Genomic DNA, 23971 nt, shown 5'->3' with positions numbered 1-23971 from the left:
TCAGTAGCCGCCATTTCGATGGCGCACCGGCACTGGCTCCTAGAAATAACACAGAGGAGACAAGTGTCCGGAAAGCTACGTGTACACGAACTGGCGAAACAGCTCGGCGTAACAAGTAAAGAACTGCTCGCAACCCTGAAAGACCAGGGCGAGTTTGTGAAAACCGCATCGTCGACCATCGAACCGCCGGTGGTGAAGAAGATGAAGGCGTTCTACGGAGCGGACGCCGACAAGGGCCAGAAGTCGGGCGCGCCCAAGCCGGGCGGTGATAAGCCTGCTGCGCCGAAGCCTGGCGCCGCTGGCGCCGCGAAGCCCGGGGCTGCAAAGCCTGGGGCGCCCAAGCCTGCCGCCGCGAAGCCGGCTGCAGCTAAGCCCGGCGCACCGAAGCCGGCTGCCGCAAAGCCCAGCGCACCGACTCCTGCGCAGCCCGCCAAGTCGGCCGCGTCTGCCCCGAGGCCGGGCGCACCGAAGCCACAGTCGCCGGCAGCGCCCAAACCGGGCTCCGGCGAGGGTGGGCCGACCCCGGGCGCGATGCCTCGTCCCATGCCTAAGCCGGGCGGGCGCCCGCGCGTGGCCAACAACCCGTTCTCTTCGAACCAGGGTGGCCCGCGCCCGGCACCTCGCCCAGGCGGTGGCCGCGGTGCGGCCGGTGGCCCCGGTGGGGCAGCAGGTCGTGGCCGTGGTGGCCAGGGCCAAGAGCGCGCTGGCCAGGGTCAAGGCCGTCCCGGCCCGCGCCCGGGCGGCAAGCGCCCGTCGCCGGCCGATATGGCGGCACACCCGTCGCCGACCCAGATGCCGACGAAGTCCGCTGCCGGCGGCCGTGGTCGTGGTGGCCAGGGTGGACCTGGTGGCGGCCGTGGCCGCGGTGGCCAGGGTGGCCCCGGTGGTCCCGCAGGCGGCGGTTTCCGCGGTCGCGGCGGTCGCCGCGGCGGTACCGCTGGCGCGTTCGGCCGTCCCGGCGGCGCCCCTGGGCGTGGTCGCAAGTCGAAGCGTCAGAAGCGCAGCGAGTACGAGGAGATGCACGCACCGAACGTCATCGGTGGCGTTCGCCTGCCCGACGGCGGCGGCAAGACCGTCCGCCTGCGCCAGGGCGCGTCGCTGGCTGACTTCGCGGAGAAGATCGGCACCGAGGCATCAAACCTGGTTCAGGCCCTGTTCAACCTCGGTGAGATGGTGACGGCTACCCAGTCCGTGCCACAGGAAACCCTGCAGCTGCTCGGCGCCGAGATCAACTACGAGGTTGAGGTTGTTTCGCCGGAGGACGAGGACCGCGAGCTGCTCGAGTCCTTCGACCTGCAGTTCGGTGAGGACGAGGGCGACGAGGAAGACCTGGCGCAACGCCCGCCGGTGGTGTCCGTCATGGGCCACGTCGACCACGGTAAGACCCGCCTGCTGGACACGATCCGCAAGGCAAACGTCGGCTCCGGCGAGGCCGGCGGCATCACCCAGGGCATCGGTGCGTACCAGACCACCGTCACCCTGGAGGATGAGCCGCGCACCATCACGTTCCTGGATACCCCGGGCCACGAGGCGTTTACCGCAATGCGTGCCCGTGGTGCGCAGTCGACGGACCTGGCCATCCTCGTCGTCGCCGCCGACGACGGCGTGATGCCCCAGACCGTTGAGGCGATCAACCACGCCAAGGCAGCGGATCTGCCGATCGTGGTTGCTGTGAACAAGATTGATAAGCCCGAGGCGCAGCCGGACAAGATCCGCGGCCAGCTCACCGAGTACGGCCTCGTGCCGGAGGAGTACGGCGGCGACACGATGTTCGTTGACATCTCGGCGCGCAACAACACCGGTATCGACGAGCTGCTCGAGGCCGTCCTTTTGACCGCGGACGCGGCGCTGGATCTGCGCGCGAATGAGGACATGGACGCCCAGGGTCTGGCCATCGAGTCCTACCTGGACCGCGGCCGCGGCCCGGTGTCCACGGTGATCGTGCAGCGCGGTACCCTGCGCGTCGGCGATTCCATCGTCGTCGGTGGCAACTTCGGCCGCGTGCGGCGCATGGTCGACGAGTGGGGCAACGACGTCGAGGAGGCGGGCCCGTCCCGCCCCGTCCAGGTCCAGGGCCTCAACGGCGTTCCCGGCCCGGGCGACAACCTGCTCGTGGTCGAGGACGACCGCATCGCTCGCCAGATCGCCGCGCAGCGTGACGCCCGCAAGCGTTCCGCGATGCAGGCGCGCCGCAGGAAGCGCGTCTCCCTGGAGAACCTGGATGCGGCTCTCAAGGAGACCAGCCAGCTCAACCTCATCCTTAAGGGCGACAACGCTGGTTCGGTGGAAGCCCTGGAGGAGGCGCTGCTCAAGATCGAGATCGACGACGAGGTCGAGGTCAACATCATCGACCGCGGCGTCGGTGCGGTCACCCAGACCAACGTGGTCCTGGCTGCCGCTTCCGACGCGGTGATCGTCGCCTTCAACGTTCGCGCTGAGGGTAAGGCGACCGAGGAAGCCGGCAACGAGGGCGTGGAGATCCGCTACTACTCGGTGATCTACCAGGCCATCGACGATGTCGAGGCCGCTCTCAAGGGCATGCTCAAGCCTGTCTACGAGGAGCGCGAGATCGGCGCGGCGGAGATCCGCCAGATCTTCAAGGCCTCCGCAGTCGGCCTCATCGCTGGTTGCATGGTCACCGAGGGCAAGGTGCGTCGCAACGCGAAGTGCCGCCTGGTGCGCGACGGCAACGTAATCACCACGGACGCGACGATCCAGTCGCTGCGCCGCGAGAAGGATGACGTCACGGAGGTGGACAAGGGTTACGAGTGCGGCATGGTCCTGTCCTACCCGGACATCCAGGTCGACGACGTGGTCCAGGTCTACGAGATGGTTGAGGTTCCGCGCGACTAAGAGCCGCGCCACGCTTATCGACGCACGTGGCAACGCGGCGCCGATAAGCAAAAGCCCCATCTCCTTCGCTAGTGAACTAGCCCCCGAAAGTTGGACTGGTTTAATTCTAGGCGGTTAGGGGTTGAAGGGTCTGATTCCGATATTGCATCGGAGTCAGACCCTTTAGTCGTTGTTGGACGCGTTCGGTGTTGTACCACCCGATGTACTCGTCGATCGCTTGGTTGAACTCTGCGACCGTGTCGAAAACTTCACCGTGGTACATCTCGGTTTTCAAGTGTCCAAAGAAGTTCTCCATGACCGCGTTGTCGTAACAGTTGGCTTTACGCGACATCGACTGAACACCACCGTGTTCGTCAATGAGTTTGCGCCAAGTCGAGTGCTGGTACTGGAAACCTTGATCGGTGTGCATCATCCACCCGGTTTCAGGTGCACACGCTGCGATCGCCTTGGATAAAGAATCGGTGGTAAATGCTGTCGACGGCGATGTAGCCACGGTGTGAGCGACGATTGAGCGGTCGAACAAGTCCATCACCGGCGACAAATACACCTTGCGGCCTGCGATTCTGAACTCGGTGACATCGCTGACAAAGACGGTGTTTGGCTTATCCGGGGTGAATTTGCGCTCGAGCTTGTTGTCAGCGATGCGGCTGACGGTTCCGGAGTAGGAGATGTAAGGCCTGTGCTGGCGGACCTTGGCTCGAAGACCCATCTCATGCATGAGTTTGTAGACGAGTTTGTGGTTGACCACCCACCCCTGATTACGCAGGTCCAGTAGTACTCGCCGGTAGCCGTAGCGATGCTTGTTGCGTTCGAAGCTCTCCCGGATCGCGTCTTTGAGCACAGCATGCCTATCCGGCTCACCGCGTCGTTTCTGGTGGTAGAAGAACGTCGACCGCGGGATACCTGCTGCCTCTAGCAGGTACTCCAGGCGGTGGTGCGACTTGAGGATGACGATCGCCTGGACTTTCAGACGTGTCCCTGGTTCCTCAAGTCCCGCAATTTTTTTAGGTAGGCGTTTTCCGCTTCCAACCGCTCGATCTGGCGGCGCAGCTTCTCCTCTTCCGTGAGCCTCTTCGGCGCGGACGAGCCTTTGGGCCTGCCCTTCGGCTTCGGTTTTAACGCGTCATCGCCACCTTTACGCCATTTCCGGGACCAATCTTTGACGAGTTGGTCTGACGACAGGCCAAACTCGCGTGCAAGATCCATCTTTGTCTCGCCGGCAAGGTGGCGTTGGACAACTTCCTTCTTGATGTCGAACGAGTGCTGCTGCTTTGTCGGTTTCTCCACAAGACATAGCCTGCCATGCAGCTGAAACCGACGACGCAGCGTACGGACGGCGTATTTGGAGACACCAAGAGTCTTGGCAGCGGTTCCGTAGCTCATGCCTTGCTCGAAACACTCCACCAGCTGCTCACGCTGATGTTCGCTCAGCGAACTTCGTGCTCTCAATGGAAACTGCTCCTCACTAGTTGGTAACTGATTTCTCAGTCCAACTAATGGGGAGCAGTTCACTAGGGGGTGGGGTTTTTCCACATGGTTAGAATGAGTGGGTACGTTATCGGACCCGAGTAAGACTTAAGGAGATGACATGGCTGACAACTCACGCGCGCAGCGTTTGGCGAAGCAGATTCAGACAATCGTTGCGTCCTCCATCGAGCGCGAGGTGAAGGATCCGCGCTTGGAGCTGGTCACGGTCACTGACGCTCGGGTCACAGGCGACCTGCACGACGCGACGGTGTACTACACCGTCCGCGGGCGCAACATCAACGACGAGCCGGACTACGACCAAGCCGCCGAGGCGCTGCACCGCGCCCGCGGGCAGATCCGCAAGATCGTGGGCGACCAGCTCAACGTGCGCTTCACGCCGACGATCTCGTTTGAGATGGACACGGTGCCGGAGGCCTCCGCGCGGATGGAGGAGCTGCTCAACCGCGCACGCGCCCGCGACGCCGAGCTCGCGCGCCTGCGCGAGGGTGCGAAGCCGGCGGGTGAGGGCAACCCCTACAGAAACGTCGAAGAGTAGGTTCATGGCGCAGATGTTCCCCGGCCTCGAGTCCGAGTTCGCCGCCGCCGCGCGCGTGCTTGTCGACGCCCCCTCGGTCGCCGTCGTCACGCACATCAAGCCCGACGCCGACGCGGTGGGCTCGGCCTGCGCGCTGATGGCGGGGCTGCGCCAACTCGGGATCACGGCGAACGCGTACATCGGCCAGCGCGCCCCACACCCGGGCAACCTGGCGACGGTGCCGTTCGTCGACGAGATTACCTACACCTGCGAGCCGCCGACCGAGGACCTCATCGTCACCGTCGACTGCGCCTCGGCCGACCGCACTGGCGCGTTTTGTGCGGCGGTCGAGGCCGACCCTGCGCGGGTGCTGGTGGTCGACCACCACGCGTCGAACCCGCTGTTCGGTGCGCGCAACCTCGTGGTGGCCGCGGAGTCGACCACCGCGATCGTGCGGGAGCTGTTCTACCACATGAACGTGGCACTCGACGCCGACATCGCGTACTGCCTGTACGCGGGGTTGGTCACGGATACGGGCAACTTCCGCTGGGGGACGCCGCGGATGCACCACCTCGCCGCGGAGCTGATGGACTTTGGTCTTAACACCCGCAAGATTGCGATGGACCTCATGGATGCGCTCACGCCCGCGGACATGCGCCACGTCGGCGCGGTGCTGGCCTCGCTCGAGGCCTACGAGGTGCGGGGACACACCGTGTCGGTGTTCACGATCGACGCCGCGGCGATCGACCTGATGAGCCAGACGGCGGTGGAGTGCATCATCGACTACGCGCGTAGCGTCCAGGGCAGCGACGTCGGCGTGGTGCTCAAACAGCAGGGCGTGCAGTATTGGAACGTCTCACTGCGCTCGGTCACTATCGACGTCGCCCGGGTCGCCGGGTTGCTCGGCGGGGGAGGCCACCGGCCCGCGGCCGGGTACTCTGCCCGCGGCACGCGGGATCAGGTGATCGAAAGCCTGCTTGGCGCGTTGCCATGACAGCGGATGTGACGGTCACCCCGCGGAGAGTGCTGGGCCTCGCACTTCCCGCGCTCGGTGTCCTGGCCGCGAACCCGCTCTACCTGCTGCTCGACACCGCCGTGGTGGGCCGGCTGGGTACGGCGGAGCTCGCCGCTCTAGCCGCCGGCACCGCCGTGCAGTCCACCGTGACGGTGCAGCTGACCTTCCTGTCCTACGGCACCACCGCGCGAGCGTCGCGGCTCTTCGGCGCTGGCCGCCGCGCCGACGCGGTGGCGGAAGGGGTGCAAGCCACCTGGGTCGCCGTCGCAGTCGGCATGGCGCTCGCCACGTTGATCTGGGGCTTCGCCCAGCCCATCGCGCTGTTTCTCACCAACGACCCTGCCACCGCCGCGGCCTCAGCAAGCTGGATGCACGTCGCTGCCCTCGCCATCCCGCTGACGCTGATCATCATGGCCGGAAACGGCTGGCTGCGCGGGGTGCAAAACACGCGGCTGCCCTTCATCCTCACGCTGTGCGGGATCGTCCCCGGGGCAGCCCTGTTGCCATTTTTCGTCGACCGCTTCGGCCTCGTCGGCTCCGCCTGGGCGAACGTCTTGGGCATCGGGATAACCTCGGCGCTGTTCCTGGCCACCCTGGTGCGCGAGTACGCCGCGCACCAGGGGTCGTGGGCGCCGCGCTGGGGCGTGATCCGCAGCCAGCTCGTCATGGGGCGCGACCTAATCCTGCGGTCGATGTCGTTTCAGATCTCCATGCTTGCCGCCGCGGCGGTGGCGGGTCGTTTCGGCGTCGCCGCGCTGGCGGCGCACCAGATCCTGCTGCAGCTGTGGAACTTCCTTACCCTCGTGCTGGATTCGCTCGCGATCGCGGCGCAGACACTCACGGGCTCGGCGCTGGGCCGCGGCGAGGTCACGCAAGCGCGCCGCGTCGGTGAGTTCGCGACGCGTTATTCCATGGTCTTCGCGTCCGTCCTCGCGCTCGTCTTCGCCCTGGCAGGTCGCGGTATCTGGGCGCTGTTTACCCGGGACCCGGACGTTGTGAACCAGCTCGTCGTGCCGTGGTGGATGCTCGTGGTCATGATCGTCGTCGGCGGCGTGGTCTTCGCACTCGACGGCGCGCTGCTCGGGGCGGGTGACGTGGCGTTCCTGCGCACGCTTACTATCGCCTCCGTGCTCGGCGTCTTCTTCCCCGTCACACTCGCCGCCCTCGCCTTCGGGTGGGGCCTGCCCGGTGTGTGGGCCGGGCTGCTGGCGTCCGTGGTCATCCGGCTTGCGGGTGTTGTCGTTCGGTTCCGTTCGATGAAATGGGCCATCGCGGGTGAGGCCGTGTGATAGAACAAGTTGACATGGCGACCACCACGACAACCCTGTGGGCGGTGTCCGACCTGCACGCCGCAGTGAAAGCGAACGGGCCGCACATTGATCGGATCCGGCCGACCCACCCGTCGGACTGGCTGATCGTGGCCGGCGACGTCGCAGAGCGCCTCGACCTGGTGGTGATGGTGCTGGAAAAGCTCGCCAACCGCTTCGACACGGTGATATGGGCCCCCGGCAACCACGAGCTGTTCTCCCGCTCGGCGGACCGCTACCGCGGTCGGGAGAAGTACGCGGCTTTAGTCCACGCCCTGCGGGACATCGGGGTGATCACCCCGGAAGACGTCTACCCAACGTTCGGCGGGGTCACCATCGCGCCGCTGTTTACGCTCTACGACTACTCCTTCCGCGGGCCCAATCTCACCGTGGAGCAAGCGCTGGCCGCCGCGCAGGAAAAGAGCATAGTGCTCACCGACGAGTTCGCGATCGCCCCCTTCGTCGACATCCGCGCCTGGTGCTGGGACCGGCTCGCCTACACCACGAGGCGCCTATCGCGTATCGACGGCCCCACCATCCTGGTCAACCACTGGCCCTTGGTGCAGGAACCGGTGGCGCGGCTGCACTTTCCCGAGATCGCGCTGTGGTGCGGCACCCGCCACACCCGCTCCTGGGCGAAGCGCTACAACGCTCGCGCGGTGGTCTACGGCCACCTCCACATGCCGGGCATCACGCGTGTCGACGGGGTAGACCACATAGAGGTCTCCCTCGGCTACCCCAGAGAGTGGCAGGGCACGCCCGAGCGCAGCGGGGACACCACCTGGCCCTACCCGGTGATGGAGCTGAGGCAGTGATGCAAGATCTCGAACTGTTCCCCTCGGCAGCACGCTACGTGTACCTGCGCACCGACGAGGCCGACAACCTGACCAACTACCTGGAGCTACACCCGGAGGAACAGGGGTTGGTCAGTCAGGCCGTCGACAAGCGAAAGGGCGAGTTTGGCGACGCCCGCTGGTGCGCGCACCAGGTGCTGCGGGAGCTGGGGGTCCCTCCCGGCGAGGCGATTTTGAAGGGTGACAGCGGGATGCCGCTGTGGCCGCGCGGGTACACGGGCTCGCTGACGCACACCGAGGGCCTGCGCGCGGCTGTGGCGGCGCCGCGCACGCACGTGCGGTCGATGGGCCTCGACGTCGAGCCCGCGGAGCCGCTGCCGGAGGGCGTCATTGACCAGATCGCGCGCGCGCCGGAGCGCCACCGCTTCGACCTGATGAAGTCGGACGGCCAAGAGTGGGCGGGCAGGCTGCTGTTCTGCGCGAAGGAGGCGACGTACAAGTGCTGGTTCCCGATGACGCGGCGCTGGCTCGGGTTCGAGGACGCCGAGATCGACATCCGCTCCGACGGAACGTTCATCGCTTATATCCTGGTCAGGCCCACCCCGGTGCCGTTTTTTGAGGGGCGCTGGGCGGTGCGCGGCAACTTCGTCATCGCCTCGGCCTTCGTGGAGGCCTAAACGCTACAGGGTGGACGGCCGGGCGACGAACACCGTCGAGAGGCGCTTGCCCTGCTCCTTGACTAGCGCGACGGCGCGCCCGTGGGGGCCGACGGCGGCGTGTACACCGCGCGTGCCCCGCGGCTCCAGCCACTTGCCCATGGCCAGGGCCTCGTACTCCGCGGCCGTGACGTCGATCACCGGCCAGGCGCGGGTCAGCGCCTCGTCCAGGCTCAGCGACAGGGTGGGGGCGTTCTCGAGCTCGGTGAGGCTGCGGGAATCGGCGAGCGTGAACGCGCCGACGGTTTCGCGGCGCAGCGCGGTGAGGTGCCCGCCCACGCCGAGTGCGGCTCCGAGGTCGCGGGCCAGCGAGCGGATGTAGGTGCCCTTCGAGCAGTGCACGCGCACGTCGACGTCGACAACGCTTACTTCACGACGCACCCCCAACACGTCGAAGCTAAACACGGTGACCGCCCGTGGCGGAATGTCGACGGTTTCGCCCGAGCGCACCAGCTCGTGGGCGCGCCGGCCCCCGATCTTGATCGCCGAGACGCTCGACGGCACCTGCATGATGTCGCCGGTGAGCTCGCCGATCCCGGCCGCGATGTCTGCGTCCGTGATGTGGGACGCGTCGGCGGTGGAGGTGACCTCGCCCTCAGCGTCGTCGGTGGTGGTCGCGGCCCCGAGCCGGATCGTTGCGGTGTAGACCTTGTCCTCGGCGACTAGGTGGGCGAGCAGTTTGGTGCCGCGCTCGATGCCGGCGACAAGCACGCCGGTCGCCATCGGGTCGAGGGTGCCCGCGTGGCCCACCTTGCGGGTGTGGAAGAAGCGGCGCAGGCGGGCGACGACGTCGTGGCTTGTCATCCCGGCGGGCTTGTCCACCACAACGATTCCGGAGCTGGCAAGCGGGTCAGGGGCAAAACTCATAGTGAAACAGTATGCCGTAGTCTATCCCCCGTGGATATTTTGCGCGGTCTGCGGCAGGTGCCGGAAGCTCTCGGCGCGACGGTTGTCACCATCGGAGTCTTTGACGGGGTCCACCGCGGTCACCAGCTACTCATCAGCGAGGCCGTGGTACGCGCCCGCGAGCTCGGCCTGCCGTGCGTGGTGATGACGTTCGAGCCGCACCCGGTCGCGATCTTCGCCCCTGAGCGCGCGCCGAAGGCCCTGATTCCGTTTAGCGAGCGCGCCCGGCTGATCGAGAAGCTCGGGGTCGACCACCTCGTGGTCATCGATTTCCGCGAGGAGCTCGCCGGCGATAGCCCGGAGGTCTACGTCCGCGACGTCCTCGCCGGCACGCTCGGCGCGCGCATGGTGGTGGTGGGGGAGAACTTCACCTTCGGCAAAGACGCCGCCGGCACGGCCGAAACCATGCGCGAGCTGGGCAAAGCGTTCGGCATCGAGGTGGTCACCGTCGCGTTGCTTAACGACGCCGGCGTGCGCGTCTGCTCCACGGCCGTGCGCGAGGAACTGGATCGCGGCGACGTGCGCGTCGCGGCGGATTTCTTGGGCCGCGATTTCGCGGTCACCGGGGTGATTGAGCGCGGCGCGGGCCGCGGTGGCCGCGAGCTGGGCTACCCCACGGCGAACCAGTACGTCGCCGATATCTCCGCCCTGCCCGCCGACGGCGTCTACGCAGGCTGGCTCACCGTCGTCGACGGCGAAGAGAAGGGCCCGATCGAGGGCGACATGGAGCCGGGCTTGCGCTACCCGGCGGCGATCTCGGTGGGCACGAACCCCACGTTCGGCGATGCCCGCCGCAGTGTTGAATCCTTCATCCTCGACCGCGAAGCCGACCTGTACGGCCGGCTCGCGCGCGTCGAGTTCGTGGGCAAGGTCCGCGACATGGTCAAGTTCGACTCTGTCTATGACCTGCTGGACAGTATGGCCCGCGACGTAGAGACAACCCGCCAGATTCTCGCGGCGGATCCGAAAAACCCCGAAAGGTAAGAAACCCACATGGCACGAAAGATCATCCTCGACCTCGACACCGGCATCGACGACGCACTCGCTCTTGCCTACGCACTGGGCTCGCCGGAGCTCGAGCTCATCGGCGTGACAGGAACCTACGGCAACGTGCTGGTAGAGACCGGGGTGCGCAACTCGGCGGCCATCCTGGAGCTGTTCGGCCGCGCGGACATCCCCGTGTTCGCCGGCCCGGATCACGCGCGCGCCCGCGATTCGTTTGAGGTGCTGGAGATCTCCGCGTTCATCCACGGCGACAACGGCGTCGGTGGCGCGGTGCTGCCGGAGCCTGTCGCGACGGTGCAGGAGAAAAGCGCCGTCGATTTCCTCGTGGAGTCCGTCGAGCGCTACGGCGACGACCTGGTCATTGTGCCCACGGGACCGTCGACCACCATCGCTGCGGCGATTGAGGCGTCGGAAAGCTTCGCGAAACGCGCGCACATCGTCATGATGGGTGGGGCGCTGACCGTCCCGGGCAACGTCTCGCCGTGGGCCGAGGCGAACGTGAACCAGGACCCGGAGGCGACGGACCTTCTGTTCCGCCGCGCCCAGGACGTGACCATGATCGGCCTCGACGTCACCTTGCAGACGCTGCTGACCTACGCGGAGACGAAGAAGTGGCGCGAGCTGGGCACCCGCGGCGGCGACTTCCTCGCCGAGGCGACGGACTACTACATCAAGGCCTACGACACCACCGCTCCTCACCTGGGCGGTTGCGGGCTGCACGACCCGCTGGCGGTGGGCGTCGCGGTCGACCCCTCGCTGGTTCAGCTCGTGGACATCAACATGAAGACCGACACCGAGGGCCCGACGCGCGGCCGCACCATCGGAGACGAGACCCGCCTGAACGACCCCGTGAAGACGGCGCACGTCGCAGTCGGGGTCGATACCGCCCGCTTCCTGGAGCAGTTCATGTCGCGGCTGACCAAGCTCGCTGCGGCAACCGAGCCGAGCTCCAGCTAGAGCGTGATTTGGGCTCGCAGCTTCGGCTCGGATAGACTCGTCAAAGCTTTGAGCACGGTGGGCGACTGCGGTCCGCGGCAGTCATGTGCACCAGCAATCGGCTTGAAGCGCTCGATGTAGTCGAGCTCGTGCGGACTGAAACAACCATCTATCTACTCTCAAAGGAGTACACCCATGGCATTGACTGCCGAGAAGAAGAGCGAAATTCTGAAAAACTACGGTGTTCACGAGACCGACACCGGCTCCCCCGAGGCTCAGGTCGCGCTGCTGACCGAGCGCATCAACTCCCTGACGGAGCACTTGAAGTTTCACAAGCACGACCACCACTCCCGCCGCGGCCTGCTGCTGCTCGTCGGCCGTCGTCGTGGCCTGCTGAAGTACCTGCGCGAGAACAACGTCGAGCGCTACCGCGAGCTCATCGCTCGCCTCGGCCTGCGCCGCTAAAGCCCACCGGCTTTTAACGCCAATCGCCCCTCCCGCTGTTGAACGCGGGGGAGGGCGATTTTTTTGATCCCGCGGGCGCGTCCCGGGCAGGCTCGCCGCAGAGGTGGTAAATGTCGCGCCACCTGGTAGAATCGGGCAGCGTTGCAGAAAAGGTTGCAGAAAAACCAGCAGGACGGCGGCACCGACGATCGCCGTAAGACACCCAAGGAAAGGGATCTTTTGAGCACGCATACCCCCAATAACAGCTTCGACATCCACGTCGACGAGGACTTCGGCATCACCGAGGCTGTCGCGGTACTCGACAACGGCGACTTTGGTTCGCGCACCATCCGTTTTGAAACGGGGCAGCTCGCGCGCCAGGCGGGCGGGTCTGTCACGACCTACCTCGACGAGGACACGATGCTGCTGGCCACGACCACCGCGTCGAAGAACCCGCGCGACAACATCGACTTCTTCCCGCTGACCGTTGACGTTGAGGAGCGCATGTACGCCGCGGGCAAGATCCCGGGCTCGTTCTTCCGCCGCGAGGGCCGCCCTTCCACCGAGGCGATCCTGGCCTGCCGTCTCATCGATCGCCCGCTGCGCCCGACCTTTGTCAAGGGGCTGCGCAACGAGGTCCAGGTTGTCATCACCGTGCTCAGCATGAACCCCGAGGAGTACTACGACGTCGTCGCGATTAACGGCGCGTCCGCCGCGACCCAGCTTTCGGGCCTGCCCGTCTCCGGCGCGGTCGGCGGGGTGCGGATGGCGCTCATCGCCGACGACAAGCACCCCGAGGGACAGTGGGTGGCGTTTCCCAACCACGAGCAGCACGACCACTCCGTGTTCGAGATGGTCGTCGCCGGTCGCGTGGTCGACGGTGACGTCGCGATCATGATGGTGGAGGCTGGCGCTGGGGCGAGCGTCGTCAAGCTTGTTGCTGACGGTGCTCCCGCGCCGACCGAGGCCACCGTCGCCGAGGGCCTGGAGGCCGCGAAGCCGTTTATTAAGACGCTGTGCGAGGCCCAGGCTGCTCTCGCCGAGGAGACGGCGAAGGAAACCCAGGAGTTCCCGCTGTTTCCTGCATACTCCGACAAGGTCTACTCCGCGGTGGAGAAGAAGGCCACGAAGAAGTTGGCCACCCTGCTCGCCATCAAGGGCAAGAAGGACCGCGACGACGCGACCAACGCCTACATGGAAGAGATCGAGGAGGCGCTGCTGGACCAGTTCGACATCGACGATGAGGACGAGTACACACAGGCAGTCAAGGAAATCCGCGCGGCCTATAACGCATTGATGAGGAAGATCGTGCGCGAGAAGATCCTCACCGAGGGCTTCCGTATCGACGGCCGCGGGGTCAGCGACATCCGCGACCTCGAGGTCGAGGTCGAGCTCATCCCGCGCGCCCACGGCTCCGCCCTGTTCGAGCGCGGCGAGACCCAGATTCTCGGCGTGACCACCCTCGACATGCTCAAGATGGAACAGACGCTGGATTCGCTGCACCCGGAGACCGCGAAGCGCTACATCCACCACTACAACTTCCCGCCGTACTCCACCGGCGAGACGGGCCGCGTCGGTTCGCCGAAGCGCCGCGAGATCGGCCACGGGGCCCTTGCCGAGCGCGCGCTCGTGCCGGTGATCCCGACTCGCGAGGAGTTCCCGTACACCATCCGCCAGGTCTCCGAGGCCCTCGGCTCCAACGGCTCGACCTCGATGGGCTCCGTGTGCGCCTCCACGTTGTCGCTGTACAACGCGGGCGTGCCGCTGGCGGCCCCGGTTGCCGGTATCGCGATGGGTCTCGTCTCCGGTGAGGTCAACGGCGCTACCAAGTACGTCGCCCTGACCGACATCCTGGGCGCGGAGGACGCGTTCGGCGACATGGACTTCAAGGTCGCGGGAACCCCCGACTTCATCACCGCGCTGCAGCTCGACACCAAGCTCGACGGCATCCCCTCTGAGGTGCTGGTGTCCGCTCTGGAGCAGGCCCGCGACGCGCGCGAGGCAATCCTGGACACCATGGGGGAGGTCATTGACGGCCCCGACGAGATGAACCCGCTCGCGCCGAAAATCACGGCGATCAGCGTGCCCGTGTCCAAGATCGGCGAGGTCATCGGACCCAAGGGCAAGATGATCAACTCGATCACCGAGGAAACCGGCGCGGAGATTTCGATCGAGGACGACGGCACCATCTACGTCTCCGCGGCGACCGGCGAATCGGCGGACGCGGCGATTGACAAGATCAACGGCATCGCCAACCCGCAGATGCCGAAGGTCGGCGAGCGTTACCTAGGCACCGTGGTCAAGACGGTCGCGTTCGGCGCGTTCGTCTCCATCCTGCCGGGCACCGACGGGCTGGTGCACATCTCTAAGCTCGGCGGCTCGCAACGCATCGAGAAGGTCGAGGACGTGGTCAACGTCGGCGAGAAGATCGAGGTGGAGATCGCCGACATCGACAACCGCGGCAAGATCTCGCTGGTCCCCGTCGGTGAAGACGACTAGCACGCTTGACGACGCCCACCTCCAGCGCGTCGTCACCTTCTAAACACAGATCCGCCCCGGCACTTACAAAAGGCCGGGGCGGATGTGTTTTTACTTCTGGAAGTCGACGACCACGCGTGCCGGGTTCTCCAGCACGTAGAGGTTGAAGGGGCGCTGCTTGTCCAGGCCCACGATGTACTGGGTGTCGGCCTCGAAAACGCCGCCGTGGGTGACACCCTGGATGTTGCCGGCGGCCAGATCCATCGGCCCGGTCTCGATCAGGGCGTCGTTGGGGCTCAGCATCGCCATCGGGGTTCCCTGGATCATCACCTCAAGGTAGGCCTGGCCGTTGACCTCGATGGGGTAGCCGGAGGCCTGCTGCAGAGGCTCGGGCGTGTACCCGGCAACGTAGCCCGGGGTGCCGGTGCCGGAGAACTCGAAGACGACGCGGTCGAAGTCGTCGTGGGAGCCGACGCGGACGTCGGAGATGACTAGCTCGGTCCCGGGGGCGGGGTAGGCCTGGACGCGGTCGGTGCCGAACGGGCCCATCGACGTGGTCTCCTCCACGGCCGACAGTGCCTGGGCGGTGGGGATGACCGTGCTGGTGGTCGTGGTGGGGGAGACTGAGGTCATCGTTGTGGTGGCTGTCGTCGCCGCCGTTGTCGTGGCGCTCGGGGCCTGGTCGGCGGCGTTGTTCTCAGGTGCCCCTGTGCAGGACCCGAGCGCTAAAGCTGTTACGAGAGTGACAGGAACAAAGTAGCGCGACGTGAGTTTCATAACTCAAACATAACCTGTTCACAGGAGCTGGTGAGACATCTGGGCGGGATCGTGAACGAATCGTGACCCTGAGCGCCCGGATCGCAACCACCTCTCACCGCGCTCCACGCCGTGGGGATAAAGTGGCACCCAAACGCAGAACTGAGTTGTAAAGAGATATAAGGAGTCGCACATGGCCATCAAAGTTGGAGTTCTTGGAGCGAAGGGGCGCGTCGGCTCGGCGGTCATCGCGGGTGTCAAGGCCACCGAGGACATTGAGCTCGTCGCGGAGATTGATCAGGACGACAGCCTGTCGCTGCTGACGGAGAAGGGTGCGGAGGTCATCGTCGATTTCACCACCCCGTCCACGGTCATGAGCAACCTGGAGTTCTGCATCAAGCACGGCATCCACTGCGTCGTCGGCACCACGGGCTTTGACGACGAGCGCTACGAGCAGGTGCGCCAATGGCTGCAAGCAAACGAGAACGTGGGCGTTCTCATCGCCCCCAACTTCGCTATCTCGGCTGTGCTGACCATGGCGTTCGCCCGCCAGGCAGCGCCGTTCTTCGAGTCGGCCGAGGTGGTGGAGTACCACCACCCGCACAAGCTGGACGCCCCTTCCGGCACCGCGATTAAGACGGCCCAAGGCATTGCCCAGGCTCGTCGAGAAGCAGGCATGGACCCCGTGCCGGACGCCACCGAACAGAGCCTCGACGGCGCACGCGGGGCCGGCGTCGACGGCGTGAAGGTCCACGCCGTGCGCATGACCGGCATGGTTGCGCATGAGGAGGTCATCTTCGGCACCCAGGACCAGTCGCTGGTCATCCGGCAGGACTCCTACGGCCGCGACTCCTTCGTCCCGGGCGTGCTCACGGGCGTGCGCCAGGTCGCCGAGCACCCGGGTCTGACCGTGGGGCTAGACAAGTACCTGGGGTTGTAACCCCATGGCGTTAGAGAAAGATCTGGACGTCCAGCTCATCGCCGCGAGCCGCTTCGCCGTGCCCGATGGGGTGGACTGGGTTCCCGATGAGGGTGTAAGCGACGCCGAGGCGATCGTGGAGTTCGCGGGCCGCGCCTGTTACGAAACCTTCGACCGCCCCAACCCCCACACCGCGACCAACAGTGCATACCTGCACCACATCATCGACGTGGGCCACGACGCGCTGCTCGAGCACGCCACCGCGACGATGTACATCCGCGGGCTCTCACGCGCGGCGGGCAACGAGCTGTTGCGCCACCGCAACTTCTCCTTCTCGCAGCTCAGCCAGCGTTTCGTGCATGAGGACGAAAGCGAGGTCGTCGTTCCCGCCCTGATCGCGCAGGACGAAGAGTTGCACCGGATGTTCGTCCGCGCGGCCGACGAGACGCGCTTTATTTACGACGAGCTGCTGAAATCGCTCGAGGAGAACCTGGAGGGGGAGCCGAACTCGCTGCTGCGACGCAAGAAGGCGCGCCAGGCCGCCCGCGCGATTTTGCCGAACGCGACGGAGACCCGCTTCGTGGTCACCGGCAACTACCGGGCGTGGCGCCAGTTCATCGCGGCGCGCGCCTCCGAACACGCCGACGGCGAGATCAGGATGCTCGCCGTGACCTGCCTGGAGATTCTGCGCGAGCATGCGCCCACGCTCTTCGACGACTTCATGGTCAGCGAACTGACCGATGGGACGAAGATGGCCACTAGCCCGTACGTGTCCTAGGGTCCGGCGCCGCGGTTATGTTGACGCGTGCTGTTGACGCGTGCTGTTAACACAGTGCGCGAGCTCAACGGGTAACCTGTATTGCCATGGGCATTACAAACAAAGCTAATACCGGTGCGGACATTTTCGGCACCGTCAGCGTCGCCATGGTCACGCCGTTTGATTCCAGCGGTGAGCTCGACTTGGACGCGGGACGAAAGTTGGCTGCCCACCTCGTAGACAATGGAATCGATTCACTAGTACTCGCAGGAACGACGGGGGAGTCGCCGACGACCACCCCGGAGGAGAAGATCGCGCTGCTCAAGGCAGTGAAGGAGGAGGTCGGCGACCGCGCCCGGCTGATCGCCGGCGCGGGTTCCTACAACACGCGCAAGTCCATTCAGCTGGCGACGCTCTCGGCGCAGGCCGGTGCGGATGCGCTGCTGGTGGTCACGCCGTACTACTCCAAGCCGTCTCAGGCTGGACTGATCGCGCACTTCACCGCTGTCGCCGAGGCGACCGACCTGCCGATCTGCCTGTACGACATCCCGGGCCGCTCCGGCATCCCGATCGAGGGGGAGACGATCCGCGAGTTGGCCAAGCTGCCGACGATTAAGGGCCTCAAGGACGCGAAGGGCGATTTCTTCCAGGCGGCCCCGTTAATTCAGGAGACCGGCCTAGCCTGGTATTCTGGCGACGATCCGCTCAACGTGCCCTGGCTGTCCGTTGGAGCCACTGGCGTTATCTCGGTGGTGGGACATGCCGCTCCGCAGTTGTTGCGCGAACTAATTACAAGCTTCGAGGAAGGCGACCTCGCCCGTACGCGGGAAATCAACGCCAATACCATCGACGTGCTGGCTCGCCAGCAGGCAATTCTCGGTGGTGTGACATTTGCAAAGGCAGCCCTGCAACTTCAGGGCATTAACGTCGGGGAACCCCGTCTGCCCGTGGTCGCAGCGACCGAGGCGCAGATGGAGGCTCTCCGCGAAGATATGGAAAAGGCTGGAGTCCTCTAAGTATGAACGAACCCCGCAATCGCGCCCGCAAGGTGACCCGCAAGGCTGGGCCCCCAGAGCCGGCCGATCAGAAGCCGGTGTTCCAGGCGCCGGAGCAGGCCCCTGCAGCACCCGAGGCTTCCGCACAGCAGGACGGCAACGACAACCGTGACCGCTCGAAGGATTCCGGCGACGGCAATAACAACAACGGCAACAACCGCGGCGGCAACGGTAACAACAACCGTGGCGGCAACAACAACCACGGTGACAACGGCAACAACGGCAACAACGGCAACAACAATGGCGGCCGCAACCGCCGCCGCGGCCGTGGACGTGGTTCCAACGGCGGCAACAACCGCGGTGGCAACGGCGGAAATGAGGGTGGCCAAAACCGTCGCAACCCGATGAAGGGCATGCAGGGCGCGGATCTGACTAAACGCCTTCCCACCCCGCCGCAGGCACCGAACAACGGTCTGCGCATCTACGCTCTCGGTGGCATCTCCGAGATCGGGCGCAACATGACCGTGTTCGAGTACAACGGCCGCCTGCTCGTCGTCGACTGCGGCGTGCTGTTCCCGAACTCCGGTGAACCGGGCGTCGACCTGGTCCTGCCGGACTTCGGTCCCATCGAGAATAAGCTGGACAAGATCGAGGCACTGATTGTCACCCACGGTCACGAAGACCACATCGGTGCGATCCCGTGGCTGCTCAAGCTGCGCCCCGACATTCCGATCTACTCCTCGCGCTTCACCAACGCGCTGATCGCGGCGAAGACGAAGGAGCACCGCCAGCGTCCGAAGCTCAACGAGGTGACCAAGGATTCCGAGCTCAACCTTGGCCCGTTCCGCATCCGCTTCTGGCACGTCGGCCACTCCATTCCGGAGTGCCTGGGCGTGTCCATCAAGACGGGCGCGGGCCACGTGGTGATGACGGGCGACATCAAGCTCGATCAGACCCCGTACGACGGTCAGCCCACCGACCTGCCCGCGCTGTCGCGCTTTGGCGACGAGGGCATCGACCTGTTTATGTGCGATTCCACCAACGCCACGGTGCCGGGAATTTCCTCCTCGGAGAAGGGCATTGAGGAAAACCTCACCCGCCTGGTTCAGGGCGCGAAGCAGCGCGTGATCATCTCCTCGTTCGCCTCCAATGTGGCGCGCGTGCAGATGGCGGTCAACGCCGCGGTCGCGAACGGCCGCAAGGTGGCCTTCAACGGCCGCTCGATGATTCGCAACATGGAGATCGCGGAGAAGATGAGCCTGCTGCGCGCCCCGCGCGGCACGATCATCCCGATCGAGGAGGCCGCAAAGATGGCCCCGCACAAGGTCGTGCTCATCACCACCGGTACCCAGGGCGAGCCCATGGCGGCGCTGTCGCGTATGTCGCGACGCGAGCACCGCCAGATCACGGTGCGCGACGGCGACCTGATCATCCTGTCGTCCTCGCTCATCCCGGGCAACGAGGAAGCCGTCTTTGCGGTGATCAACAACCTCGCGCAGATCGGCGCGACGGTGATCACCAACGACGACGCGCACGTCCACGCCTCGGGCCACGGCTATGCCGGCGAGCTTTTGTTCCTGTACAATGCGGCGCGCCCGAAGGGTGCGATGCCGGTGCACGGCGAGTGGCGCCACATGCGCGCCAACAAGGAGCTGGCAATCTCCACCGGCGTGAAGCCGGAGAACACGGCCCTTGCACAGAACGGTGTCGTGGTGGACATGGTCGGCGGCAAGATCAACGTCGTCGGACAGTACCAGGTCGGCCAGCTCTACGTCGACGGCGAGACCATGGGCGATGTGGACCCGGACGTGCTGGCCGATCGCACCAGCCTCGCCTCCGGCGGCGTTGTGTCGATCACCTGCGTCATCGACGACCGCACGGGCCGTCTCTTGGAGACGCCTCGCGTGTCGACGACCGGCTTCTCCGACGATGACCGCGACTTCAACAAGAAGGTCGCCGAGGGCGTCGAAACGGTCATGAACGACCTGGCTGCGCAGGGTGAGAATGACCCGTACCGCATGGTGCAGCAGCTGCGTCGCCACGTGTCGAAGGCGATCGAGCAGAAGTACAAGCGCGAGCCTGTCATCCTGCCGACGGTGGTGCCGATGGCGGCCGACAACGTCCCCTTTGACGACGCCGATGTCGACGCCGCGCGCGAGTCGCTTTAAGGCGAAACGCTAGCGCGCCGCCACAGGCGCAAAACACAAGGTAGGTCCCAGCGCTATGCTGGGGCCTATGTCATTTGCGAAGCAAGAACGCGACCGTCTCGCGAACCTTTTCCTCGACCTCGGCCCCGATGCCCCCACGCTGTGCGAGGGCTGGAACACCCGCGACCTCGCCATCCACCTCTACATCCGAGAGAACAAGCTGCATAAGGCCGGTGGCAACTTCATCGGAGCGCTGAAGCCGGTCTTGGAGAAGGAGACCAAGCAGCAGGAACAGCGTCCCTACGAGGACGTTGTGCGCGACTGGGCTGCGGGCCCGCCAAAGTTGCTCGCCCCGATCGATGGGATGATGAACACTGCGGAGAACTTCGTCCACCACGAGGACGTGCGCCGCGGCGACGGGGTGGCTCGGCCGCGCGACTTTAGTGCGGGGGTCGACCGCACGCTGATGGGGCTGGCGCAGCGGTTCGCGAAGCTGACGATGCGCTCGTCGGATACCCCGATCATCTTGACGCCCCCGACGCTGCCGCCGGTGACCGTCGGAGGCGGGCGCAAGGTCGCCGAGCGTGGTGACGATGTGATCCGCGCCAAGGGCGAACCGGGTGAATTGCTGCTGTGGATCATGGGGCGCGACGTGGTCGAGATCGACTTCGAGGGCGATGAGGAGAAGATCGCCGCGCTGCAAGTAAAGTCCTAAAACTTTACCTCCTCTGGCGCATTTTTCTCGGCCGCGGCCGGTGTGGCAAATGTGGAAAGAGTGACAAACGGTACTACTGTTACTTACATGTCTGTGACGAACTCGCCTCGCACCTCCGCGCGCTCGCAGACCGGCCCTCGGGGACGGGAGCGCAGCACGCGGACGTCGACAAGCTATGCCGCGTCGCTGACCCACCCCTCGACCTCGACGATGCTCGCGGCGGAAACCACCGACGAGCGGGTCGGCTCTGCGTACAAGGTTGTCGGCAGCTCGCTGGGGGCGGCGGCGCGTGGTGTTGGTTCGGTGTTTGGGAAGCTGACGACGGGCCTGCGCCGCAGCGAGGATAACGACGATTCGACCGATCCTTTTTTCGACGAGGAGGCGGCTGACGAGCCGGTGACACGGCGTCGTAAAGCGAAGAAAACCGAACGCGACGAGGAGAAAGGCGAGCACGACACGGTGCAGAACACACGGGGCGGCAACCACGCCGACGCGTGGGGGCTCGTGCTCATCGGGCTGTCCGCCGTCATTGGTGCTTCGGTGTGGTTCGACATCGCGGGCCCGGTCGGGCGCCTCATCGCCCAGGGTGTGCACTGGGTAATCGGCGCGGGCGCGCTGATCCTGCCCGTGGCGCTGGTAGCCGTCGCGGTCGCGCTGATGCTGGACACGCGCTCCGACTCGGCGGTTCGCGCTCGGGTCGGTCTCGGCATCGGCATCATCACGCTGGCCATGCTCGGCCTCGTGCACGTCTTTGCCGGCAACCCACAGGATTGGGAGGGCCGCCGCGTCGCCGGCGGGGCAGTGGGCGCGCTCCTCGGCGGGACGCTCTCGGCGGGGTTTTCTTCCTTCGTCGCCGTGCCCCTGCTGATCCTGGTGATCGTTTACGGCGCGCTCAAGACCACCGGCGTGACCGTGCGCCAGGCGGTTGACCTGCTGAAGGAGACCATTTCCTCGGCGAAGGGCGGGCTCTCCTCGTCCGGTGACAACGATGGCGCTGACGACAAGGACCCCTACAGCCACGTTGATGAGGACCTCGAGGACATCGCCGAGGGCCGCGAGCGCAGGCGCGCCCGCGCAGCCACACCCACCGACGTGGTGAAGCGGCCGCGTCGTCGCACCCCGCTGGATAACTACCCGGCGGACGAGTCCACGCGAGTCATGCCGCGCCGCGTCCGGTTGGACGAGAACCTCTTCGACGAGCCGAGCGAGCCGATTGAGCCGAGCGCCGACGCCGAGGACATCGCACCCGCGCCGGAGCCGGCGGATGAAGCCGGGTCGACCTCCACCCGCGTGCTGCCGCGCACCCAGCCTGAGCCGGAGCCCGAGGACGACAGCGCAGCGGATGCGATCTCGCAGTCCCGCGAGGCGATGCGCGCTGCGATCGTTGCGCGCTCCGGCATTGACGCCGCCGCCGTGCCAGCCTCGACGCCGAAGTCCGAGGTGGAGAAGGCCGAAGCGCCGGCCGCGCCGGCGCCGACTCCGCGCGTGCCTTTCGACGAGTCGGACTACGTGCTGCCCTCGACGGACCTGCTGATCGCGGGCACGGCGCCGAAGACGCGCACGGAAGCCAACGACCGGATGATCGAAGCGATCACGGATGTCTTCGAGGAGTTCCGCGTTGACGCGCAGGTCACGGGGTTCTCCCGCGGGCCGACAGTGACGCGCTACGAGGTCGAGCTCGGCCCCGGCGTGAAGGTGTCCAAGATCACCAACCTGCAGTCCAACCTCGCCTACGCCGCGGCAACGGACAACGTGCGCCTGCTCACCCCGATCCCCGGCAAGTCGCTCGTCGGCATCGAGGTGCCCAACCTCGACCGCGAGATGGTCAGGCTGCGCGACGTGCTCGACGCGCCGAAGGTCACGGCGGATCGCGACCCCATGCTCATCGGCCTGGGCAAGGACATCGAAGGCGATTTCATCGCCTCCAGCGTGCAGAAGATGCCGCACCTGCTCGTCGCCGGTTCCACCGGCTCGGGTAAGTCGGCGTTCGTGAACTCCCTGTTGATCTCGCTGCTCACCCGCGCCACCCCGGAGGAGGTGCGGTTAATCCTGGTGGACCCGAAGATGGTGGAGCTGACCCCGTACGAGGGCATCCCGCACCTGATCACGCCGATTATCACCCAGCCGAAGAAGGCGGCCGCCGCGCTGCAGTGGCTGGTGGAGGAGATGGAGCAGCGCTACATGGACATGAAGTCCTCGCGCGTGCGCCACATCAAGGACTTCAACCGGAAGGTGCGCTCGGGCGAGCTGACCGCTCCTCCCGGTTCGGAGCGCGAGATGCGCCCGTACCCGTTCATCATCTGCGTGGTCGACGAGCTCGCCGACTTGATGATGACCGCGCCGAAGGAGATCGAGGAGTCGATCGTGCGCATCACACAGAAGGCGCGCGCGGCGGGCATCCACCTCGTGCTGGCCACCCAGCGCCCGTCCGTGGACGTGGTCACTGGCCTGATCAAGACCAACGTGCCCTCGCGCCTCGCGTTCGCCACCTCCTCGTTGACCGACTCGCGCGTCATCCTCGACCAGGCCGGCGCTGAGAAGCTCATCGGCATGGGCGACGGGCTGTTCATCCCGCAGGGCGCGGGCAAGCCGCAGCGCCTGCAGGGCGCCTACGTCACCGACGAGGAGATCCAGGCCGTCGTCGAGGCCGCGAAGTCGCAGGACTCACCGTCGTACGTCGAGGGCGTGACCGAGGATAAGCAGGCCGAGGCGAAGGTGATCGACGACGACATCGGCAAGGACCTCGACGACCTGCTCGAGGCCGTCGAGCTCGTGGTCACCTCCCAGCTCGGCTCGACCTCGATGCTGCAGCGCAAGCTGCGCATTGGCTTCGCCAAGGCCGGGCGCCTCATGGATCTGATGGAAACGCGCGGCGTGGTCGGCCCGTCGGAAGGCTCGAAGGCCCGCGAGGTGCTGGTCAAGCCGGAGGAGCTGGAGACGATCCTGTGGATGATCAAGGGGGCCGATCCTGCGGAGGCGCCCACCGACGAGCCTTCGCTTGACGACGCCCCCTCCGATGCCACCACCCCCGGCGAGCCCCGTGTGGTCAACGCCACCTACAACCCAACGGGCGGAGCGTTCTAGCCGTTTTATTGCTTGGTGTAAGCTCATAGGGGCATTGGAGGGGAGTACCCCGCAATCGCTTTCGATCGTCAACACGGCGCCTTGCTTCTTCAGGAAGGCCCCGGTCGGGGCGGCCCACCGTGGGTGGGGGAGACCTCCGGTC

19 protein-coding genes are annotated in these 23971 nt (G+C 65.9%); 16 read left to right on the top strand and 3 right to left on the bottom strand.

Translation table 11 applies throughout. From position 1 onward, the window contains the following. The first annotated feature begins 63 nt into the window (after positions 1-63). On the top strand, positions 64-2853 hold the full coding sequence (infB, locus tag RIU96_RS09495; RefSeq protein WP_136651622.1) for a translation initiation factor IF-2: 2790 nt from the start codon (positions 64-66) through the stop codon (positions 2851-2853). A gap of 106 nt (positions 2854-2959) precedes the next feature. On the opposite strand, the gene RIU96_RS09490 is transcribed toward infB, so the two are convergent. Continuing rightward, positions 2960-4302 (bottom strand): IS3 family transposase gene (locus RIU96_RS09490; protein ID WP_246062663.1). Its coding sequence is split into 2 segments (ribosomal slippage): positions 2960-3861 and positions 3861-4302, totalling 1344 coding nucleotides; the frame shifts between segments, so codons are not numbered across the junction. Positions 4303-4441: 139 nt separating this feature from the next. On the opposite strand from RIU96_RS09490, the gene rbfA reads away from it, so the two are divergent. The 5 genes from rbfA to RIU96_RS09465 are packed head-to-tail and all read left to right on the top strand — an operon-like array spanning position 4442 to position 8648. Then, positions 4442-4876, top strand: a complete 435-nt coding sequence (rbfA, locus tag RIU96_RS09485; RefSeq protein ID WP_136651623.1) for a 30S ribosome-binding factor RbfA — start codon at positions 4442-4444, stop codon at positions 4874-4876. A gap of 4 nt (positions 4877-4880) precedes the next feature. Beyond that, a complete protein-coding gene (locus RIU96_RS09480) occupies positions 4881-5849 on the top strand; it encodes a DHH family phosphoesterase (protein WP_136651624.1) in 969 nt (322 codons plus the stop codon). Then, positions 5846-7159: an MATE family efflux transporter gene (locus RIU96_RS09475; protein ID WP_136651625.1), complete on the top strand. Its 1314-nt coding sequence runs from the start codon at positions 5846-5848 to the stop codon at positions 7157-7159. Before RIU96_RS09480 ends, RIU96_RS09475 begins: the two co-directional genes overlap by 4 nt. Before the next feature lie 14 nt (positions 7160-7173). Further along, positions 7174-7992, top strand: a complete 819-nt coding sequence (locus RIU96_RS09470; protein ID WP_136651626.1) for a metallophosphoesterase family protein — start codon at positions 7174-7176, stop codon at positions 7990-7992. Further along, positions 7992-8648 (top strand): 4'-phosphopantetheinyl transferase family protein, encoded by a 657-nt coding sequence (locus RIU96_RS09465; protein WP_136651627.1) that lies wholly within the window; start codon positions 7992-7994, stop codon positions 8646-8648. The genes RIU96_RS09470 and RIU96_RS09465 overlap by 1 nt, the downstream gene beginning before the upstream one ends. 3 nt (positions 8649-8651) lie before the next feature. Here the strand turns inward: RIU96_RS09465 and truB are convergent, their stop codons facing one another. Continuing rightward, on the bottom strand, positions 8652-9554 hold the full coding sequence (gene truB / locus RIU96_RS09460) for a tRNA pseudouridine(55) synthase TruB (RefSeq protein ID WP_311204905.1): 903 nt from the start codon (positions 9552-9554) through the stop codon (positions 8652-8654). Between the two features lie 30 nt (positions 9555-9584). On the opposite strand from truB, the gene RIU96_RS09455 reads away from it, so the two are divergent. The 4 genes from RIU96_RS09455 to RIU96_RS09440 all read left to right on the top strand — a co-directional run bounded on the left by RIU96_RS09455 (position 9585) and on the right by RIU96_RS09440 (position 14477). Further along, positions 9585-10577 carry a bifunctional riboflavin kinase/FAD synthetase gene (locus tag RIU96_RS09455; protein WP_311204904.1) on the top strand — a complete coding sequence of 331 codons (993 nt, stop codon included), beginning with the start codon at positions 9585-9587 and terminating at the stop codon, positions 10575-10577. Between the two features lie 9 nt (positions 10578-10586). Next, positions 10587-11555 carry a nucleoside hydrolase gene (locus RIU96_RS09450; protein WP_259787332.1) on the top strand — a complete coding sequence of 323 codons (969 nt, stop codon included), beginning with the start codon at positions 10587-10589 and terminating at the stop codon, positions 11553-11555. A gap of 174 nt (positions 11556-11729) precedes the next feature. Continuing rightward, on the top strand, positions 11730-11999 hold the full coding sequence (rpsO, locus tag RIU96_RS09445; protein ID WP_136651631.1) for a 30S ribosomal protein S15: 270 nt from the start codon (positions 11730-11732) through the stop codon (positions 11997-11999). Between the two features lie 219 nt (positions 12000-12218). Next, complete coding sequence (locus tag RIU96_RS09440) at positions 12219-14477, top strand: polyribonucleotide nucleotidyltransferase (RefSeq protein WP_311204903.1); 2259 nt, start codon at positions 12219-12221, stop codon at positions 14475-14477. A gap of 90 nt (positions 14478-14567) precedes the next feature. On the opposite strand, the gene RIU96_RS09435 is transcribed toward RIU96_RS09440, so the two are convergent. Beyond that, positions 14568-15233: an AMIN-like domain-containing (lipo)protein gene (locus tag RIU96_RS09435; RefSeq protein WP_144689088.1), complete on the bottom strand. Its 666-nt coding sequence runs from the start codon at positions 15231-15233 to the stop codon at positions 14568-14570. Positions 15234-15405: 172 nt separating this feature from the next. On the opposite strand from RIU96_RS09435, the gene dapB reads away from it, so the two are divergent. The 6 genes from dapB (at position 15406) to RIU96_RS09405 (ending at position 23829) form a co-directional block, all read left to right on the top strand. After that, complete coding sequence (dapB, locus tag RIU96_RS09430) at positions 15406-16152, top strand: 4-hydroxy-tetrahydrodipicolinate reductase (protein WP_311204902.1); 747 nt, start codon at positions 15406-15408, stop codon at positions 16150-16152. Between the two features lie 4 nt (positions 16153-16156). Beyond that, positions 16157-16909 (top strand): FAD-dependent thymidylate synthase, encoded by a 753-nt coding sequence (gene thyX / locus RIU96_RS09425; protein WP_136651635.1) that lies wholly within the window; start codon positions 16157-16159, stop codon positions 16907-16909. 86 nt (positions 16910-16995) lie between these two features. Continuing rightward, positions 16996-17904, top strand: coding sequence for a 4-hydroxy-tetrahydrodipicolinate synthase (gene dapA / locus RIU96_RS09420; protein ID WP_220184831.1), 909 nt, complete (start codon positions 16996-16998; stop codon positions 17902-17904). Positions 17905-17906: 2 nt separating this feature from the next. Beyond that, entirely contained in the window at positions 17907-20051 is a 2145-nt protein-coding gene (locus RIU96_RS09415; protein WP_311204901.1) for a ribonuclease J, read from the top strand. A gap of 67 nt (positions 20052-20118) precedes the next feature. Beyond that, complete coding sequence (locus tag RIU96_RS09410) at positions 20119-20745, top strand: TIGR03085 family metal-binding protein (RefSeq protein WP_246062664.1); 627 nt, start codon at positions 20119-20121, stop codon at positions 20743-20745. Positions 20746-20832: 87 nt separating this feature from the next. Next, positions 20833-23829, top strand: a complete 2997-nt coding sequence (locus RIU96_RS09405) for a DNA translocase FtsK (protein WP_311204900.1) — start codon at positions 20833-20835, stop codon at positions 23827-23829. The last annotated feature ends 142 nt before the right edge of the window (positions 23830-23971 follow it).

Source organism: Corynebacterium sp. Z-1 (assembly GCF_031844665.1).
Taxonomy (GTDB): Bacteria; Actinomycetota; Actinomycetes; order Mycobacteriales; family Mycobacteriaceae; genus Corynebacterium; species Corynebacterium sanguinis.
Note: the sequence above shows the minus strand (reverse complement) of the source record. Positions and strands in the feature narration are given on the sequence as shown.